Source organism: Enterobacter sp. 61D5 (assembly GCF_034107965.1).
GTDB classification, from domain to species: domain Bacteria; phylum Pseudomonadota; class Gammaproteobacteria; order Enterobacterales; family Enterobacteriaceae; genus Enterobacter; species Enterobacter cloacae_M.
Genome location: NZ_JAWNFK010000011.1, coordinates 21,223 through 38,882, shown reverse-complemented (window position 1 = coordinate 38,882; position 17,660 = coordinate 21,223). Strand labels below are relative to the sequence as shown.

Genomic DNA, 17,660 nt, shown 5'->3' with positions numbered 1-17,660 from the left:
GTATACTCACGCACCCTTTTCAGGGATACGCCAAATTTTACCATTCAGGAGGGCCGATGAGCCACTTAGACAACGGTTTCCGTTCACTCAACCTTAAACGTTTCCCGGAAACGGACGACGTTAACCCGCTCATGGCGTGGGAAGCGGCGGATGAATATCTGCTGCAGCAGTTGGATGAGACTGAAATCCGCGGCCCGGTTTTGATCCTGAATGACGCCTTTGGCGCGCTGGGCTGCGCCCTGGCGGAGCACACGCCTTACAGCATCGGCGATTCCTACCTGAGCGAGCTGGCGACGCGTGAAAACCTGCGCCATAACGACATCGAAGAATCCAGCGTGAAGTTCCTCGACAGCACCGCAGACTACCCGCAGGCGCCGGGCGTGGTGCTGATCAAAGTGCCAAAAACCATGGCGCTGCTGGAGCAACAGCTGCGCGCGCTGCGTAAGGTCGTCACGCCTGAAACGCGCATTATCGCGGGAGCCAAAGCGCGCGATATTCACACTTCGACGCTCGAGCTGTTCGAGAAGGTCCTCGGCCCGACCACCACGACGCTGGCCTGGAAAAAAGCGCGCCTGATCAACTGTACCTTCAGCGCACCGGAGCTGGCCGACGCGCCGGAGACCCTGAGCTGGAAGCTGGAAGGGACCGACTGGACCATCCACAACCACGCGAACGTCTTCTCCCGCACCGGGCTGGATATCGGTGCGCGTTTCTTTATGGAACATCTGCCGGAAAATCTGGAAGGTGAGATTGTCGATCTGGGCTGCGGTAACGGCGTGATTGGGCTGACGCTGCTGGCGAAGAACCCGGACGCCAGCGTGGTGTTCAGCGACGAGTCGCCGATGGCGGTGGCGTCCAGCCGTCTGAACGTGGAAACCAACATGCCGGAAGCGCTGGACCGCTGCGAGTTTATGATCAATAACGCGCTGTCCGGCGTAGAGCCGTTCCGCTTCAACGCCGTGTTCTGCAACCCGCCGTTCCACCAGAAGCACGCCCTGACGGATAACGTCGCGTGGGAGATGTTCCACCACGCGCGCCGCTGCCTGAAAATCAACGGCGAGCTGTACATCGTGGCGAACCGCCACCTGGACTACTTCCACAAGCTGAAGAAGATTTTCGGCAACTGCGTCACCATTGCGACGAACAATAAGTTCGTGGTGCTGAAGGCGGTGAAGCTGGGACGTCGTCGTTAAATAACCAGTGCAAGCTGGGTGCCCTGCGCAATTGCCCGCCGCGCATCCAGCTCCATCGCCACGTCGCACCCGCCGATCAAATGCACCGTTTTACCGGCTTCGCGCAGCGGATCGGCCAGATCGCGCTTCGGCTCCTGCCCGGCGCATAAAATCACATGATCCACGCGCAGCAGCTGCGGCTCGCCGCCGATCGTGATGTGCAGACCCTCATCGTCGATCTTCTGGTAGCTGACTGCCGGGATCATCTTCACCCCGCGCGAGAGCAGGGTGGCGCGGTGGATCCATCCCGTGGTTTTGCCCAGCCCTTCGCCCGGTTTGCTGGCCTTGCGCTGCAGCATCACGATCTGGCGCGGGCTTTTCGGCAGCTGCGGCCCTTCCGGGCGCAGCCCGCCGGACTGGTTCAGGCTGGTGTCGATGCCCCATTCCACGCAAAACTCGGCGATGTTCTGGCTGGTAGCCTCGCCCGGCTGGCTTAAGTACATGGCGGTATCAAAGCCGATCCCGCCGCAGCCGATAATCGCCACCTTCTCGCCGACCGGCGTTTTGTCACGCAATACATCCAGATAGCTCAACACCTTCGGATGATCGATACCCTCGATCGCAGGCGTGCGCGGTACGATCCCGCTCGCCAGGATCACCTCGTCGAAACCGATCAGATCCGCTGCGCTGACAAACTGGTTAAGCCGCAGATCGACGCCCGTCAGCTCGATCATCCGGCGGTAGTAGCGCAGGGTTTCATAGAACTCCTCTTTGCCGGGGATCTGTTTGGCGATATTAAACTGTCCGCCAATCTCCGCCAGCGCATCAAATAGCGTCACGCTGTGCCCGCGCGTGGCGGCATTCACCGCAAACGCCAGCCCCGCCGGGCCTGCGCCCACCACGGCCAGGCGTTTTTTACTGTCCGCCGGAACGATCGGCATCTTGGTTTCATGGCAGGCGCGCGGGTTAACCAGGCAAGAGGTGACCTTGCCGACGAAGATCTGATCCAGACAGGCCTGGTTACAGCCGATGCACGTGTTGATCTCATCCGCACGGCCGCTTTGCGCTTTGGAGAGCAGTTCGGCATCCGCCAGGAACGGGCGCGCCATCGACACCATATCGGCGTCGCCGCGCGAAATCACATCGTCCGCCACCTGCGGATCGTTAATGCGGTTGGTGGTGACTAGTGGAACAGAGACTTTGCCCTTCAGCCTGCGCGTTACCCAGCTGAACGCCGCGCGCGGCACCGGCGTGGCAATGGTCGGGATGCGCGCCTCGTGCCAGCCAATCCCGGTGTTGATAATCGTGGCACCTGCGGCTTCAATCGCCTGCGCCAGCTGCACGGTTTCGTCGAACGTGCCGCCGCCTTCCACCAGGTCGAGCATCGACAGGCGGAAGACGATAATAAAGTCTGCGCCCGCACGTTCGCGCACCGCGCGCACCACCTCCACGGCAAAGCGCATCCGTCGGGCATAGTCGCCGCCCCATTCGTCGTCGCGCTGGTTGGTGCGGGCCGCGAGGAACTCGTTGATCAGATAGCCTTCTGAGCCCATCACCTCCACGCCGTCGTAGCCCGCCTCGCGCGCCAGCGCCGCGCAGCGGGCAAAGTCGTCGATCAGCGCGAGGATCTCGTCGTGGGTGAGGGCGTGAGGTTTAAAGCGGTTGATTGGCGCCTGAATGGCCGACGGCGCGACCAGGTTCGGCTGGTAGCTGTAGCGTCCGGTGTGCAGGATTTGCAGGGCGATTTTACCGCCCTCGCGGTGGACCGCGTCGGTCACAATGCGGTGGTGCGGCAGCTGTGATGCATCGTTCAGGACCGCGCCGCCCTCCATGCCCACGCCGGAATGGGCTGGGGCCACGCCGCCAGTGACTATCAGCGCCACACCGTGGCGGGCGCGCTCGGCATAGAAGGCTGCCAGACGCTCGGCCCCGTCCGGATGCTCCTCCAGCCCGGTGTGCATCGAGCCCATCAACACGCGGTTTTTGAGTGTGGTGAACCCCAGATCGAGGGGGGCGAATAACGACGGGTAGCGGCTCATAGTCTCTTCCAGTGTAAAATTATTGTTATGTGGTCGGATGAGTTACTAATTTAGCCAGCGGGGAGTAAAAGGGAAAAGGCGAATGCAGTGATTGTGATGGGATTCAAATATTGGTGTGGCCTGATGCCCTCACCCTAACCCTCTCCCACGGGGAGAGGGGACGTAATCTCCCTCTCCCTTAGGGAGAGGGCCGGGGTGAGGGGGATGTCCGCACTAGCCCCGGCGCCTGCCACATCGACGTCGTCAGCCCGCTGTCTACCAGCCCCAGCTGATCGGCGTACACTGCCTGCCATTTCTGCATCATGCCGTCGTACAGCTCGCGGTGCTGCGGGTTCGGCGTGAACTCGCGGCTCCACTTCACCAGCCGCTCGCCCGTCGAGGCCATATCGGCAAACAGCCCCGCACCCGCGCCGGCGGCAATCGCGCAGCCGAGCGCCGTTGCCTCTTTCACTTCCGGCACGCGCACCGGCAGCCCGGTGACGTCGCTTAAAATCTGACTCCACAGGGCACCCTTAGCCCCGCCGCCCGCAAACACCAGGCTCTCAAACGTCACGCCGGAGAAGCGAGAGATCTGCGCCAGGTTGCAGGCCGAGACAATCGCCGCGTTCTCCTCCAGGGCGCGGAACAGCGTCGCTTTGTTGCACTTTTCCGGGTCGATGGAGAGGTTAATAAACGACGGCGCGGCGTGGTACCACTGCTTGAAATGCATCGCGTCGGAGAATATCGGCATTACCCCGTGCGAACCCGCCGGCACGCGGCTCGCCATCTCTTCCAGCAGGGAATAGGTGTCCATCCCCATCCGCTCGGCGATCAGCTTCTCTTCGGCGCAGAAGGCGTCGCGGAACCAGCGCATGGTCAGCCCGGTAAAGAAGCTGATCGACTCCGCCTGCGCCATGCCGGGGATAACGTGCGGGTTCACGCGGATGTTCATGTCGGGGTCGGTGCGCACCTGCGGCAGATTGACCACCTGCTGCCAGAAGGTACCGCCCAGCACCGCAGTCTGGCCGGCGCGGACCACGCCCAGCCCCAGACAGCCCAGCTGCACGTCGCCCCCGCCCATCACCACCGGGGTGCCTTCGCGCAGGCCGCTCTGCTGCGCGGCCTCTTTGGTAATCGCGCCCAACACGGTACCGGTCTCTTTCACCGGGGAGAGGATATCGGCGCGCAGCCCGGCCATGTCGAGCAGCGCCGGACGCCAGTCGCGAGAGAAGAGATCCAGCATGCCGCTGGTGCCCGCGTTAGAAGGGTCGACCGCCAGCTCGCCGGAGAGTTTCGCCGCCAGCCAGTCGCTGATCATGGTGATGGTCGCGGCCTTGCGGTAAATATCCGGGCGATGGTGCGCCAGCCACAGGAGGCGCGGCATGGCGCTCAGCGCCAGCGTCTGGCCGGAAACCTCATACACCTCGGATTCAAAACGATCGTCGTGGATCTCTTTGAGTTCGGCCACCTCGCGGCTGGCGCGGGCGTCGACGTTGGCGCAGGCCCAGATGGCCTCGCCGTTGCGGTCATACAGCACGATCCCTTCGCGCATCGAGCAGCAGGCGACAGACTTAATATCCGCCGCGCTCAGGCGCGCACGTTCCAGCGCCTGATGAATGCACCGGCAGGCCAGCAGCCAGTTGGTCTCGAGGTCGAACTCCATCGATCCCGGCACGTTCTCCACGCTCAGGTGCTTCCACTCGGCCTGGCCGACGGCAATCTGGTTGCCCTGTAAATCGAAAATAACGGCGCGAACGCTGCCTGTCCCTGCATCTAACGCTAAAAGGTAACTCATGAGCTTGCCTCGTTGTTAGCGCAGGGCCTGCCCGTTACGTCAGGGCCAGCACCGCGCGGGCTGTCGTCTCCTCCGTCACCAGGCCATTGATACGGCGACCCTTCAGTGCGGCATAAATCGCATCGGCTTTCTCTTCCCCTCCGGCCACGCCAACGATGGTGGGCAGCTGCGCCAGTTCATCGAGCGTGACGCCCAGCAGTTCTTTGTGGATCTCCAGCTCCTCAACGCACTCGCCTTCGGCATTGAGGAAATAGCCGAGAATGTCGCCGACCGCGCCTTTGCGGGCGTACATCAGCTGTTCACCTTCGCTGATATAGCCGGATCGCAGTATCGTGGCGTCACGGCGCTGGTTCACTGAACCAATGCCGACCACTGCCACGTCGGCGGCGGTCGCGGCGAGGATCACGTCCCGCACGCTGGTCTCGCGTTTTAAGATCCCGGCAACTTCTGCGGATGACACGCGAAGCGGGGCGGGGATCATGCTGACGCTGCAGGCCGCGTCCAGCTGGCCGATGCCGGTCATATACGGCCCGACACCGCCGGAGAGCGTCACCAGGCGGATCTGCTGCGAGCTGATAAAACCGCTCAGGTGCTGCAGGCAGCTCATGGTGGTTTCACCAAACCCCACCGCCAGAAGCTGGCCGGGCTCCAGTACGCCCATCAGCGACTGCGCCGCGCCGATGCCCAGCCGCACGTTCATCGGCGGCGTATTTAACGCGGGCATCACGCGCACCAGCTTCAGGCCGAAGCGCTGCTGTAGCTCGGTCTCCAGCGCCAGGCAGCCCTCGTAGCGGGAGTTGATCTGCACGCGGATCACCCCGGACTGACGTCCTTTTTCCAGCAGGCGGGAGATCTTCAGGCGCGGCAGCCCGAGCCGCTCGCCGATGTCGTTCTGGGTTAATCCGTCGTGGTAGTAGCACCAGGCCACGCGAGCCACGAGTTCCTCTTCCGCCAGTGCCAGCCCGGCAAACCGTCCTTCTTCCGCAGTGCGTTTATCGCTCATAGTTGAACTCTTATAAAAATTTAGATCATATGTTCGTGATGGCGCGAAGGGAAAGTGTGAGCCACGCGACAAAACGGATCTTTTCGATCGTTTCTGCTTTATCTGAATCTCAATCGATAAAACTGTGATCCCTGCACGGTTGTAAATATAGTTCACCGTCTACGCTTTTGAACATTATTAAATCTAAAAATCATTTGTTCAATAGCGGAGCGATGATGACCTCACTTCTCGACGCGCGGAATATCAGCAAGCAGTTCTCAGGCGTGCCGGTCTTAAAAGGCATAGATTTCACGCTGCTTGCGGGCCAGGTGCACGCCCTGATGGGCGGAAACGGCGCGGGAAAATCGACGCTGATGAAGATCATCGCCGGGGTGGAAACGCCGGACAGCGGTGAACTTTCTGTCGAGGGGCAGTCATATACGCGGCTCACGCCCGCTCAGGCGCACGGGTTAGGCATTTATCTGGTGCCGCAGGAGCCGCTGCTGTTCCCCAACCTGACGGTGCGGGAAAACATCCTGTTCCGCCTGCCGCGCGAACGCGATCTGGAAAAACGGCTGGCGGAGAAGCTCCAGCAGCTGCAGTGCCTGCTTAACCTCGATGCCGCCGCCAGCACCCTGGAGGTGGCGGACCAGCAGATGGTGGAGATCCTGCGCGGTCTGATGCGCAACGCGAGGATCCTGATCCTCGACGAACCGACGGCCTCCCTCACGCCCGGCGAAACCGAGCGGCTGTTCCGCCAGATCCGCGCCCTGCAGGCGCTTGGCGTCGGGATTGTCTTTATCTCGCACAAGCTGCCGGAAATTCGCATGCTTTCGAGCCACGTCTCGGTGATGCGCGACGGCGCGGTGGTGCTGAGCGGCGAAACCGCGCAGTTTGACGACAGCGCCCTGATCGCCGCCATGACGCCGGTAAGCCGGGAGAAATCCCTCAGCGATACGCAAAAGCTGTGGCTGGCGCTGCCGGGCAACCGCCGCACCCAGCCGCAGGATTTCCCGGTGCTGCGCGTTGACGATCTTACCGGGGAAGGGTTTATCGATCTCAGCCTTGAGATCTACGCCGGAGAGATCGTCGGCCTGGCCGGGCTGGTGGGATCCGGGCGCACCGAGTTTGCGGAAACGCTCTACGGTCTGCGGCCGGTACGCGGTGGGCGCGTCTGGCTGGAAAACCAGGAGATCACCGACGATCCGGTAAGTTCGCGCCTGGAAAAAGGGCTGGTCTACCTGCCGGAAGACAGGCAGGTGTCCGGTCTGTTCCTCGATGCGCCGATCCGCTGGAACACGGTGGCGCTGAACGAGCCGTCGATTTGGCAGCGGCGCAAGCGGGAGTCGGCGGTGGTGGAGCGCTATCACCGGGCGCTGGGGATCAAGCTCAACCATGCGGATCAAACCGTGCGCACGCTCTCCGGCGGCAACCAGCAGAAGGTGCTGCTGGCGCGCTGCCTGGAGGCCAATCCGCTGCTGCTGATCGTCGATGAACCGACGCGCGGGGTGGACGTCTCGGCGCGCGCCGATATCTACCAGCTGATAAAAAGCGTGGCGGCGCAGAACGTGGCGGTGCTGATGATCTCAAGCGATCTCGACGAGTTTCCTGGGCTCGCGGACCGGGTGCTGGTGATGCATCAGGGCGTGCTCAGCGGCGAGCTGCCGCGCCACGCCGTCAGCCTCGACAGGATGATGGCGCTGGCGTTTGGAGGGCAATCATGAAGACCTTACTCAAAAACCGCGAGCTGAGCGCGTTTCTCGCCATTCTGGCGCTGTTCGCCGTGCTGGTGGCGCTGAACCCTTCATACTTCAGCCTGCAGACGCTGGGGATGATCTTCGCCAGCTCGCAGATCCTGATCCTGCTGGCCATCGGCGCGGCGCTGGTAATGCTGACCCGCAATATCGACGTGTCCGTCGGCTCCATCGTCGGGCTGTCCGCCATCGCCGTCGGCGTGGCGCTGAACAGCGGCTACAGCCTTTCGGTTTCCATTCTCTTCGCGCTGTCTATTGGCGCTTTGGCCGGGGCGTTCAACGGGTTTCTGGTGGTGGGGCTGCGCATCCCGGCGATTGTCGCCACCCTCGGCACGCTGGGGCTGTACCGCGGGGCGATGCTGCTCTGGACCGGCGGAAAGTGGATTGAGGGGCTGCCGCCCGGGCTGAAATCCCTCTCTGAGCCTGCCGCCATCGGCATTTCGCCGCTCGGCATGCTGGTGTTGATCGTCGCGGCCACAGGTGCGTGGACGCTCTCGCGCACCGCGTTCGGGCGTGATTTCTACGCGGTGGGGGATAACCTCGCCGCCGCGCGCCAGCTGGGCGTGGCGGTGAACCGCACGCGAATGCTCGCCTTTACCCTGAACGGCATGCTGGCGGCCTGCGCAGGGATCGTCTTTGCCGCGCAGATTGGTTTTGTGCCCAACCAGACCGGCAGCGGGCTGGAGATGAAGGCCATCGCCGCCTGCGTGCTCGGGGGGATTTCGCTGCTGGGCGGCACGGGCACGCTGGTTGGCGCGCTGCTCGGTGCCTTCTTCCTGACCCAAATCGACACCGTGCTGGTGCTGTTCAGGCTCCCGGCGTGGTGGAACGACTTTATCGCCGGGCTGGTGCTGCTGGGCGTTTTGGTGCTCGACGGGCGCCTGCGCCAGGCGCTGGCACGCCATCAGCGGGCGCTGAAGTACGGTCGCTTCCAGCCGGGTAACAGAGGGGGAAAGCACGTCACCCCGTTTCCCAAACGCAAAAAAGAGGTGGCGTAAATGAGGCTTAACTGGGAAAGCGCGCTGCTGATTTTGCTGGTGCTGGAGATCCTGCTCTTTGGCGCCATCAACCCGCGCATGCTCGACATCAACATGCTGCTGTTCAGCACCAGCGACTTTATCTGCATCGGCATTGTGGCGCTGCCGCTCACGCTGGTGATTATTAGCGGCGGGATCGATATCTCCCTCGGCTCGACCATTGGCCTGTGCGCCATCGCGCTGGGCGTGATGATGCAGGCTGGATGGCCTATGTCGGTCGCCATTCCGCTGACGCTGCTGCTCGGACTGCTGTGCGGATTACTTAATGCCGCGCTGATTCACTACACCGGCATCAGCCCTCTGGTGATCACCCTCGGCACGCTCTACCTCTACGGCGGCGGCGCGCTGCTGCTCTCCGGCATGGCGGGCGCGACGGGCTACGAGGGCATCGGCGGCTTCCCGGACGGCTTCACGGCGTTCGCTAACCTCACGGTGCTGGGTCTGCCGATCCCGCTGGTGCTGTTCGCGGTGATTACCGTTTTCTTCTGGCTGATTACCCACCGCGGGCGCTTTGGCCGTCACCTGTTTTTGATCGGGCAAAACCCGCGCGCGGCGCGCTATGCGGCGCTGTCAGTGAACGGCATGCCCTACGCGCTGTACGGGCTGGTGGGCGTGGCCTCGGCGATTGCCGCGCTGGTGATGGTCTCCTATTTCGGCTCCGCGCGTTCGGATCTGGGGCGCGATTTGCTGATGCCCGCACTCACCGCCGCCGTGCTGGGCGGGGCCAATATCTACGGCGGGTCAGGTTCGGTTGTCGGTACGGCGCTGGCGGCGCTGCTGGTGGGCTACCTGCAGCAGGGTTTACAGATGGTCGGCATCCCTAACCAGGTGTCGAGCGCACTGTCAGGGGCGCTGCTGGTTGTGGTGGTGATGGGACGTTCGCTGAGTCTGCACCGCGAGTGGGTGCGTTCTCTCTTTAGAAAACTATCCGGAGCGTAAGATGAAAACAAAACTGATAGTCCTGGCAATGGCCCTCAGCTTCGCCTCGGCGCAGGCGGCGGACCGCATTGCCTTTATCCCGAAGCTGGTGGGCGTGGGGTTCTTCACCAGCGGCGGCAACGGCGCGAAAGAGGCGGGGAAAGATCTCGGCGTGGACGTGACCTACGACGGTCCGACCGAGCCGAGCGTCTCCGGCCAGGTGCAGCTCATCAATAACTTCGTCAACCAGGGGTATAACGCCATCATCGTCTCCGCCGTGTCGCCGGATGGGTTGTGTCCGGCGCTGAAGCGCGCGATGCAGCGCGGCGTCAAGGTTCTGACCTGGGATTCCGACACCAGGCCGGAGTGCCGCAGCATCTACATCAACCAGGGGACGCCGGAACAGCTCGGTGGACTGCTGGTGGAGATGGCGGGCAAGCAGGTCACCAAACCAAACGCTAAAGTGGCGTTCTTCTACTCCAGCCCCACCGTCACCGACCAGAACCAGTGGGTGAAAGAGGCGAAGGCCAAAATCGAGAAAGATCATCCCCAGTGGCAGATCGTGACCACCCAGTTTGGCTATAACGACGCCACCAAATCCCTCCAGACCGCCGAAGGGATCTTAAAAGCATATCTGGATCTGGATGCAATCATCGCCCCGGACGCCAACGCGCTGCCAGCCGCGGCGCAGGCGGCGGAAAACCTGAAGCGGGAAGGGGTGGCGATTGTCGGGTTTAGCACGCCGAACGTGATGCGCCCGTACGTTGAGCGCGGCACGGTGAAGGCCTTCGGCCTGTGGGACGTGGTGCAACAGGGCAAAATTGCGGTCAATGTCGCCGATCGCCTGCTGAAAAAAGGCGATCTTAACGTCGGCGACAGCGTGGACGTAAAAAATATCGGCGCGCTGAAGGTCGAACCGAACAGCGTGCAGGGCTACCAGTATGAGGCGAAGGGCAACGGCATCGTGCTGCTGCCGGAGCGGGTGGTGTTCACCAAAGAGAACATCAGCAAATACGATTTCTGACGGGGGAGCAAATGGCTGATTTAGACGACATCAAAGACGGCAAGGATTTTGGCATCGGCACGCCGCAGAAGAATGTGCCTTACACCCTGAAGGGCTGCGGCTCGCTGGACTGGGGCATGCAGTCCAGGCTTTCGCGCATCTTCAATCCGCAGAGCAACCGCACGGTGATGCTGGCCTTTGACCACGGCTACTTTCAGGGGCCGACCACCGGCCTTGAGCGCATCGATCTCTCCATCGCGCCGCTGTTTGGCGAAACCGACGTGCTGATGTGCACCCGCGGCATCCTCAGGAGCCAGGTGCCAGCCGCGACGAACAAACCGGTGGTGCTGCGCGCCTCCGGCGGTAACTCGATTCTGGGCGAGCTGTCGAACGAGTGCGTGGCGGTGGCGATGGAAGACGCGCTGCGCCTGAACGTCTGCGCGGTGGCGGCGCAGGTGTATATCGGCAGCGAGTTTGAGCATCAGTCGATCAACAACATCATCAAGCTTGTCGATGCGGGCGCGCGCTACGGCATGCCGACGCTGGCGGTGACGGGCGTCGGTAAAGAGATGGCGCGGGACGCGCGCTATTTCTCGCTGGCCAGCCGCATCGCCGCCGAAATGGGGGCGCAGTTCGTCAAAACCTACTACGTGGACGAGGGCTTTGAAAAAGTGACCGCCAGCTGCCCGGTGCCGATTGTGATCGCCGGGGGCAAAAAGCTGCCGGAGCACGAGGCGCTGGAGATGTGCTGGCGGGCGATCGACCAGGGCGCGTCCGGCGTGGACATGGGGCGCAATATCTTCCAGTCCAGCGCGCCGCTAGCCATGCTGAAGGCGGTGAAAAAAGTGGTTCATGAGAACTGGAACGCTCGCGATGCGTTCCAGTTCTGGCAGGAAGAGAAACAGGGAGAAGCAAAATGAACGTGACGCTGGTGGAGATCAACATCAAGCCCGAGCGGGTGGACGAGTTTCTGGAGGTGTTTCGCGCCAACCACGAGGGGGCAATCAAGGAGCCGGGAAACCTGCGTTTTGACGTATTGCAGGACCCGCGCGTGAAAACCCGGTTCTTTATCTACGAGGCCTATAAAGACGAAGAGGCGGTGCTGGCGCACAAGCAAACCCCGCACTATCTGGCGTGCGTGGATAAGCTTGAGGAACTGATGTCGGAGCCGCGTAAGAAACGCAGCTTTGTTGGGCTTTTGCCGGAATAAGAGGGGAGTGTTTCTGCGATGAAAACCCCTCACGGCAGATGAGGGGGAAATATTGTTAGTTTGATTTAGACTGTGCAGCCTGCTGCATCTCCTGCACTTTTTTCGCGGCGGCCTGCTGGTTCTGACGAAGCGTGTCGCTGGCCGCTACCAGAAACTCAGGATGGGTCGCGAGGTAAATAGAAATCGCCTCCCCCATTTTTTCAGGATGCGCAGTGAAATAGTCCTCGGCGATTTTGCCGATTTCAGCCTGCTGCTCCGACGTGAAGGCGGGTTTTTCCTGTGCCTGGCTCAGTACAGGTGTTGTAATCGCTGTCAGCAATACCAGCGTGGTGAAAATGGATTTGGTCAGATTCATGTTTTAACTCACTTAATATTAATGTTTTTTGTGACTACGGGCATCACGCGCCCGTAGTCATTGATGCTTTGCCAGACTAGCTGGCAGGTCACCTTGTCCGTACACCAGTTGCTCTGTCGTTGGCTAAACGGAGCCACAACCCCTGCGTCATCAATCGCTTTACCGTTCACCTTGAGGTTGAATAGCGTGACGTAATAAGGGGTTTTGTTTTCAACAATAAGACCGCTGGCGGTATGTCGCCATACAAGCTGTCGATACGCGTCTTCCGGGCTGCCCTTCAACCCGGAAGGGCGGTAGAACAGTTTGAGGTTCGACCGCACCGCCAGCTGAACCTTATCTGGTTCAGCTGCGCCTGACGGGATCGCGGCAATACTTACGGTATAAAGACTTTCACGATCGGACGGTAAATTGTCGTCGGTTTGAACGATGCGAAGCGTGTTTTCTCTGCCTGCCGCAAGTGAAAAAAGCGGAGGGGTAATCGTAAATGCGACATCGCTTGTCTGAGCATTTTCGTTGCCGGACCATATGTCTCCACGCGTAACCTTGGAATTCACCAGGTAGGCGATGGCAGAACGGTTATAGACCGATACGCTTACGCTTTTTTTCTTTTCAGAGATCACGAAACGGGTGCCGCCAACGACGACACCAGCCTGTGCTACTGAGCAGGAAAACAGAAGCAGAATGCACAATTTACGCATAGGTCAAAACAAACGTTGCAGAGGCATTTGCCGTACCAGCAGTAACGGTTCCACCGTTAGCCACATAGCGGGCGTAAAAATTCAGCGTTGCAGTCGTTTCGCCTTCAGCAGGGGTAAATTTTGCGCTCTCATCGCCAAAAGGGATAAGGCTGCGATCGGCGTTATAGATCCCCACCCCAATTCCTGCCGCCGACGATGCTCCTGTCGTTAATGCGAGCAAATCAGCATTTTTGCTGTCCGGCGTTCCTTCGAAATGAACGGTAATGGTTTTCACCGCGCTCGGGCATTTCTCAAGATTGATGGCGAAAGGTTCGAAAACCGATCCATCACCCGCCCTGGCAAACTGCTTGCTCGCTACGCTACCTAAGTTAACGGTGAGCGTTTTCGAATCCGCGGTTACCGCACAGCTATTTTCTACAATTTTACCCAGCACATTCACCGTGCCGTCATGAGCGGTCGCATTGAATCCTGCCAGCCCGAGCAGGAGATGCGTACAAACCAACATAATACGTTTCATTGCCGCCTCTTATTGGTATTTCATATCAAAATACATAACGGCAGTGGCATCCCCGGCCGTCACGACTGTTTTAGTTGATTTGTAGCGTAAAAAGAAATCAAGGGTATTTGTGCCCTCAACCAGAGGGTAAATATCCGAATCGGTATTATTTATGCTGACAGGGTTCTGGTTGGCATCTAATATCTGTACGCCAATACCGGTTGCCATTTTCCCTTCTGTCCCTTTTCCGGTATTGGATAACGCTAACAATGTGGGGTCACTGCTATCGCTGGTTCCGCTAAACAATACTTTCGAACCCGTAATACCTTCGCTACAGTTATTGAGCTTAATATTAAATTTCGCTGCTGCCGTTGTTGTACCTACGGTTGGAAAATCCGCAGGTGAGAACTGCCCTATTGTGACGTCCTGATTCGCGCTGCTTGTATCCACATCACAGGATGAAGCTACAATTGTTCCTGTAAACTTCAGGTTATCGGCAGCATTCGCCGCAGGCAGGCCTGTGAATAATAAGGCCAGACATGCCAGATTAAATTTATTCATCGTGGTCTTTCCTTTATGCAAAATCGATAACCAGCGTTGCCAGGGCGGTAAATAAGCCTTCTTTCGGCTGCTTGCCGGTGGTGCTGATCGGGTAGGCCTTCAGCGTGACGCTGGCGTTACCGCTGCTGTCAACGTTAAACGGTACCGCACTGCTGCTGTTATTTGGCGTCAGCACGGTACCCTGCTCGCTGGTGACCACCACGCCGACATCTGCGTTATTACTGGCAATCGCGTTAGCGTTACCGGATGCCGGGGTTGCCGTCACGCGTAGCGCCAGGTTAGCCGTACCATCGACGTTGGTGCATTTGATGGGGACGTTGAACGATTTGTCCGTCATTCCTTCAGGCTTTTGACCCGTATTTTTAAACGAGGAGCTGAGCAGGGTGCCAAAATCAACAGTAATCGTCTGCCCTGAATTAATACTGCATGTTTGAGGGACGACAACTGCCCCAGATATACTAACTACACTAAGGGGGTATGAACCAATGTAATCAGAAGGTGATGTTGCTCCATAAATCGAAACGACGGTAGTTGAGAATGATGAACTACCTATAAATGGTTTTGCAATATATAATGAAAGAACACCTTTCGAGCCTGTGTCGAAATACGCACCATCGGCACAGTTCTGACTACCACCGGTACCGCCATTATTCCAAACTGAATTCCATGGAGTTGGCATATATCTACTGAGCTTGCCACCTATATAAATATTTGTAGCGACCTCAATGTTGTCATTTACTTTATAATACTGTAATGTTCCATCGTTATGCCCTAAAGGCAATGATGTTCTCGTACTATAATACACTCCATAGAAGGTACCGCTGCATGAACAATGTCCTATGGCTGTTGACAGACCTAAATCCCATGAGTATGCATTAGGAAATGTTTGCCCGGCTTTGTTTTGGTCGGGATTCGTAACGGTGCGTGTACCGAAATTATAATTGAAGTACATAGGGACACGACTATCGGTATAGCATTGTCCTGCCCAACCGCATACTGACCAAATTGTTAAACACGCAGCGATAAATAATTTCAACATATTAATTACATCCTACTACCTGGCGAACCAGGGATTGTTTACTTTGCACCAGGCTATATTTTGCCGAGCATTGGGTTTCTGCTGTATTACCCCATTGCACTTTTAATTCCCCTTCCGGTGACAGGCCAGACACATACGCTTCGCCTTCATCACCGACGATGGTGTCGCCCCCTTTATCGCTGCGGGAGACCACCGCGCCGAACGGTACCGGCTTGCCGTTATGCGTCAGTTTCAGCAGCGCGCGCAGGCCTTTGTGGGCCTTAAACTCGGCGCGAACCAGAGCGCCTTTGGTCGGCACCACGTTGGTGACGGCATCGTCGATATCCAGGTCGTCGCCCATCGAGTTAGTGTCAAGCGCCATGCGGTTCAGACGATAGGTGGTGGCATACGGCACGACGGCATAGCCGCGCAAATCGGTATGCACGCCCGCCTGACCCTCAACGTTGACGTTATCCGCACCGGGTGCGGCAATCAGCACGTTGGTGTCGCCCAGCGGCTGGCTCAGGGTGATGCCGTTGCGATGCGCGACCACGCCGCCGCTCAGGCCGTAGTTCACCTGCTGGTAATCGCCGTTAGAACTGTAGTTGTAGCCAACGTTAGCGTTACCGTAACCCCCGTTGTACTGCAGGCTGGCGCTGCCGCTGGCGCCGGTTCCGTGATTCTGGTAACCCTGCTGTACGCTGTAGTTGAGGTTATTGCTTTCGAGCAACGTGCCGTTGATGCCTGCGTTTTGGGTGGTGGTGCCGTGTTTGTCCGTACTGAGGCTATAGGTTGCATAAGCATTGTTGTTGCTGCTTTGCGAAATGTCGCCCCCTGGGGTCAGCCAGCGGCTCAGCGGAAGAGACATATTCAGCGCGTAAATCTGATCGCTCTCCGGCGCGCCTGCATTTTTGTTGTAGTTATACGACAGGCTGTATGAAATCCCTGCATACGTGCCGCTGTAGCCAACCTGCATTAGCGTGTCGGTGTTATCGGTGTTCCAGTAGCTTTGCTGGCTGCCCGTGATAAATACGGAGCCATAATCATTCAGCTGCTGGGAGACGTTCAGCTGTACCTTGCCGCGTTTGCTGTAGTAAAGGTTGTAGTAGCTGGCCCAGACAGGGGTTTCCTGATCGTCGTCATCGTCGAAATCAGCGGTGTAGCCGTCCATGTGCTTATAAGCCGTGTCGTCCAGGGTATAGAACCCGGATGTGGAGTAACGGTAACCAAGCAGCTGGAAGTTGGTACCAAGATCGTTAAGCGATTTTGCATACAGGAAACGAACCGACTGACCATCGTGGGTGCTGTCGTCCGCCAGGGTACTGTGCGCCTGAGTGACATCGACGGAAATGGCGCCGAAATTACCCATGTTGACGCCGCCACCCAGCACGAATGCGGCATAATCATCGGATAACTGGCTACCGCCATAGGCGGTGAAGCCGTGAGGTAAGCCCCATGTCAGCGTGCCCTGCGCAAAATTCATATCATCTTGCTGATCGCTGTTACCTCGGTATTCCGCAGCGGTGACGGCATATTTGACCCGTCCTTCACGCTGGAGAACGGGAACGGCGGAGTAAGGTACGGAATAGCTGGTTACGCTACCGTCAGACTCCTTGACCTCAACGGTTAAGTCACCGCTTGAAGAGGTGGGGAACAGATCGTCAATGGCAAATGCGCCTGGCGTAACGTAACTTTGATAAATGACATAGCCGTTCTGTTTGATCGTGACCTGGGCATTGCTTTTGGCAATACCGCGAACCGTCGGCGCAAAGCCTCTCAGGCTGTCCGGCAGCATGTTGTCATCCGACGCCAGCTGCACGCCGCGGAACGGCACGCTGTCGAAGATATCCGACGGCGTGTAGCTGTCACCCAGCGTTAACTCGCTCTTCAGCGGAATAATCGCGCGCTGGGCATAGGTGCTAATGTGGTCCCACTTGCTCTTCTCGTCTTTGTTGGAACTGTCGTAGTTCCAGGATGAGTAATCGCGCAGGCGCCATGGACCCAGATTAAGGCCGCTGTTTAGCCCAAGGAAATAGTTATTATCCGAGTTGCCGCCCTGAGTGTGATCCTGGCTGTTTGAGCCGGTGAACTGATAGTTCATCAGCAGAGCATTAATTCCGTCGTCCCATTCCTCCGGGGGAATATATCCGCGAGCATTATTATTCATTGCCGCCTGCGGGATACTTATCTCTAATTTCTGATGCTCAAAATCAAACGAACTTGATGCAGAAGGAATCGCTTTTTCGACATCAACACAGCTATCCTCCGGTGATTTTGCTAATTCCGGGAAGGCTTTGATATTAACGCCCATATTTTGCAGCGCTTTTGGCGTCAGGCAGGCGATGAGTCCGGTATCGTCCGCCGAGCTTTTATCATTTTTTTCACGGGCATTGAAGGTAACATCACGGGTTGCAAGGAATGATCCGTTAAGCCAAATTTCGACACGGTATTTCCCGGCCGCCTGCCCATTACCCTCGAAGCGCGACAAATCTGCCACTGCAGCGGGATCGCTCGCAAGGAATGCCGGGTTGAAATAGTTACCTGCCTGGCTCTGGTTAGAAACCAACGCACTGAGTAACGCCAGGGCTACCGCCGAGAGAGAAAATGATTTTATATTATGTTGGTTGTTACACTTCATGTGTT

At 58.6% G+C, this 17,660-nt stretch carries 16 protein-coding genes; 7 read left to right on the top strand and 9 right to left on the bottom strand.

Annotation, left to right across the window (positions count from 1 at the left end):
- Positions 1 to 56: 56 nt before the first annotated feature.
- Entirely contained in the window at positions 57 to 1,193 is a 1,137-nt protein-coding gene (gene rlmG / locus UTM25_RS12285; protein WP_023333530.1) for a 23S rRNA (guanine(1835)-N(2))-methyltransferase RlmG, read from the top strand.
- On the opposite strand, the gene UTM25_RS12280 is transcribed toward rlmG, so the two are convergent.
- The 3 genes from UTM25_RS12280 to lsrR all read right to left on the bottom strand — a co-directional run bounded on the left by UTM25_RS12280 (position 1,190) and on the right by lsrR (position 5,988).
- Positions 1,190 to 3,211, bottom strand: a complete 2,022-nt coding sequence (locus tag UTM25_RS12280; RefSeq protein ID WP_320714826.1) for an NADPH-dependent 2,4-dienoyl-CoA reductase — start codon at positions 3,209 to 3,211, stop codon at positions 1,190 to 1,192. The genes rlmG and UTM25_RS12280 overlap by 4 nt on opposite strands.
- 178 nt (positions 3,212 to 3,389) lie before the next feature.
- Positions 3,390 to 4,985 (bottom strand): autoinducer-2 kinase, encoded by a 1,596-nt coding sequence (gene lsrK / locus UTM25_RS12275; RefSeq protein ID WP_320714824.1) that lies wholly within the window; start codon positions 4,983 to 4,985, stop codon positions 3,390 to 3,392.
- A 34-nt stretch (positions 4,986 to 5,019) separates the two neighbouring features.
- Entirely contained in the window at positions 5,020 to 5,988 is a 969-nt protein-coding gene (lsrR, locus tag UTM25_RS12270; protein ID WP_045403450.1) for a transcriptional regulator LsrR, read from the bottom strand.
- 215 nt (positions 5,989 to 6,203) lie between these two features.
- Between lsrR and lsrA the strand changes: the two genes are divergently transcribed.
- The 6 genes from lsrA to lsrG are packed head-to-tail and all read left to right on the top strand — an operon-like array spanning position 6,204 to position 11,889.
- Positions 6,204 to 7,691, top strand: coding sequence for an autoinducer 2 ABC transporter ATP-binding protein LsrA (lsrA, locus tag UTM25_RS12265; RefSeq protein ID WP_194401352.1), 1,488 nt, complete (start codon positions 6,204 to 6,206; stop codon positions 7,689 to 7,691).
- Positions 7,688 to 8,719 (top strand): autoinducer 2 ABC transporter permease LsrC, encoded by a 1,032-nt coding sequence (gene lsrC, locus UTM25_RS12260; RefSeq protein ID WP_194401288.1) that lies wholly within the window; start codon positions 7,688 to 7,690, stop codon positions 8,717 to 8,719. The genes lsrA and lsrC overlap by 4 nt, the downstream gene beginning before the upstream one ends.
- Positions 8,720 to 9,697 carry an autoinducer 2 ABC transporter permease LsrD gene (gene lsrD / locus UTM25_RS12255; RefSeq protein WP_194401287.1) on the top strand — a complete coding sequence of 326 codons (978 nt, stop codon included), beginning with the start codon at positions 8,720 to 8,722 and terminating at the stop codon, positions 9,695 to 9,697.
- A gap of 1 nt (position 9,698) precedes the next feature.
- Positions 9,699 to 10,700: an autoinducer 2 ABC transporter substrate-binding protein LsrB gene (lsrB, locus tag UTM25_RS12250; protein ID WP_194401286.1), complete on the top strand. Its 1,002-nt coding sequence runs from the start codon at positions 9,699 to 9,701 to the stop codon at positions 10,698 to 10,700.
- A gap of 11 nt (positions 10,701 to 10,711) precedes the next feature.
- Entirely contained in the window at positions 10,712 to 11,599 is an 888-nt protein-coding gene (lsrF, locus tag UTM25_RS12245; RefSeq protein WP_126785755.1) for a 3-hydroxy-5-phosphonooxypentane-2,4-dione thiolase, read from the top strand.
- Positions 11,596 to 11,889: a (4S)-4-hydroxy-5-phosphonooxypentane-2,3-dione isomerase gene (gene lsrG / locus UTM25_RS12240; protein ID WP_003862606.1), complete on the top strand. Its 294-nt coding sequence runs from the start codon at positions 11,596 to 11,598 to the stop codon at positions 11,887 to 11,889. Before lsrF ends, lsrG begins: the two co-directional genes overlap by 4 nt.
- Positions 11,890 to 11,944: 55 nt before the next feature.
- On the opposite strand, the gene UTM25_RS12235 is transcribed toward lsrG, so the two are convergent.
- The 6 genes from UTM25_RS12235 to UTM25_RS12210 form a co-directional block, all read right to left on the bottom strand.
- Entirely contained in the window at positions 11,945 to 12,244 is a 300-nt protein-coding gene (locus UTM25_RS12235; protein ID WP_194401285.1) for a hypothetical protein, read from the bottom strand.
- A gap of 8 nt (positions 12,245 to 12,252) precedes the next feature.
- Entirely contained in the window at positions 12,253 to 12,942 is a 690-nt protein-coding gene (locus UTM25_RS12230) for a fimbria/pilus periplasmic chaperone (RefSeq protein WP_194401284.1), read from the bottom strand.
- On the bottom strand, positions 12,935 to 13,459 hold the full coding sequence (locus UTM25_RS12225) for a fimbrial protein (RefSeq protein ID WP_194401283.1): 525 nt from the start codon (positions 13,457 to 13,459) through the stop codon (positions 12,935 to 12,937). The genes UTM25_RS12230 and UTM25_RS12225 overlap by 8 nt, the downstream gene beginning before the upstream one ends.
- A gap of 9 nt (positions 13,460 to 13,468) precedes the next feature.
- The gene (locus UTM25_RS12220) at positions 13,469 to 13,999 is read right to left on the bottom strand and encodes a fimbrial protein (RefSeq protein ID WP_194401282.1); all 531 of its coding nucleotides are present in this window, start codon (positions 13,997 to 13,999) and stop codon (positions 13,469 to 13,471) included.
- A gap of 13 nt (positions 14,000 to 14,012) precedes the next feature.
- Positions 14,013 to 14,678, bottom strand: a complete 666-nt coding sequence (locus UTM25_RS12215) for a fimbrial protein (RefSeq protein ID WP_233469421.1) — start codon at positions 14,676 to 14,678, stop codon at positions 14,013 to 14,015.
- Positions 14,679 to 15,039: 361 nt separating this feature from the next.
- Positions 15,040 to 17,655 (bottom strand): fimbrial biogenesis usher protein, encoded by a 2,616-nt coding sequence (locus UTM25_RS12210; RefSeq protein ID WP_194401280.1) that lies wholly within the window; start codon positions 17,653 to 17,655, stop codon positions 15,040 to 15,042.
- Between the last annotated feature and the right edge of the window lie 5 nt (positions 17,656 to 17,660).

What these genes read in the sequence shown, in the direction of transcription:
- rlmG (WP_023333530.1), top strand. Translation starts at nt 57, where the DNA reads ATGAGCCACTTAGACAACGGTTTCCGTTCACTCAACCTTAAACGTTTC.
- UTM25_RS12280 (WP_320714826.1), bottom strand. Translation starts at nt 3,211, where the DNA reads ATGAGCCGCTACCCGTCGTTATTCGCCCCCCTCGATCTGGGGTTCACC.
- lsrK (WP_320714824.1), bottom strand. Translation starts at nt 4,985, where the DNA reads ATGAGTTACCTTTTAGCGTTAGATGCAGGGACAGGCAGCGTTCGCGCC.
- lsrR (WP_045403450.1), bottom strand. Translation starts at nt 5,988, where the DNA reads ATGAGCGATAAACGCACTGCGGAAGAAGGACGGTTTGCCGGGCTGGCA.
- lsrA (WP_194401352.1), top strand. Translation starts at nt 6,204, where the DNA reads ATGACCTCACTTCTCGACGCGCGGAATATCAGCAAGCAGTTCTCAGGC.
- lsrC (WP_194401288.1), top strand. Translation starts at nt 7,688, where the DNA reads ATGAAGACCTTACTCAAAAACCGCGAGCTGAGCGCGTTTCTCGCCATT.
- lsrD (WP_194401287.1), top strand. Translation starts at nt 8,720, where the DNA reads ATGAGGCTTAACTGGGAAAGCGCGCTGCTGATTTTGCTGGTGCTGGAG.
- lsrB (WP_194401286.1), top strand. Translation starts at nt 9,699, where the DNA reads ATGAAAACAAAACTGATAGTCCTGGCAATGGCCCTCAGCTTCGCCTCG.
- lsrF (WP_126785755.1), top strand. Translation starts at nt 10,712, where the DNA reads ATGGCTGATTTAGACGACATCAAAGACGGCAAGGATTTTGGCATCGGC.
- lsrG (WP_003862606.1), top strand. Translation starts at nt 11,596, where the DNA reads ATGAACGTGACGCTGGTGGAGATCAACATCAAGCCCGAGCGGGTGGAC.
- UTM25_RS12235 (WP_194401285.1), bottom strand. Translation starts at nt 12,244, where the DNA reads ATGAATCTGACCAAATCCATTTTCACCACGCTGGTATTGCTGACAGCG.
- UTM25_RS12230 (WP_194401284.1), bottom strand. Translation starts at nt 12,942, where the DNA reads ATGCGTAAATTGTGCATTCTGCTTCTGTTTTCCTGCTCAGTAGCACAG.
- UTM25_RS12225 (WP_194401283.1), bottom strand. Translation starts at nt 13,459, where the DNA reads ATGAAACGTATTATGTTGGTTTGTACGCATCTCCTGCTCGGGCTGGCA.
- UTM25_RS12220 (WP_194401282.1), bottom strand. Translation starts at nt 13,999, where the DNA reads ATGAATAAATTTAATCTGGCATGTCTGGCCTTATTATTCACAGGCCTG.
- UTM25_RS12215 (WP_233469421.1), bottom strand. Translation starts at nt 14,678, where the DNA reads ATGCCAACTCCATGGAATTCAGTTTGGAATAATGGCGGTACCGGTGGT.
- UTM25_RS12210 (WP_194401280.1), bottom strand. Translation starts at nt 17,655, where the DNA reads ATGAAGTGTAACAACCAACATAATATAAAATCATTTTCTCTCTCGGCG.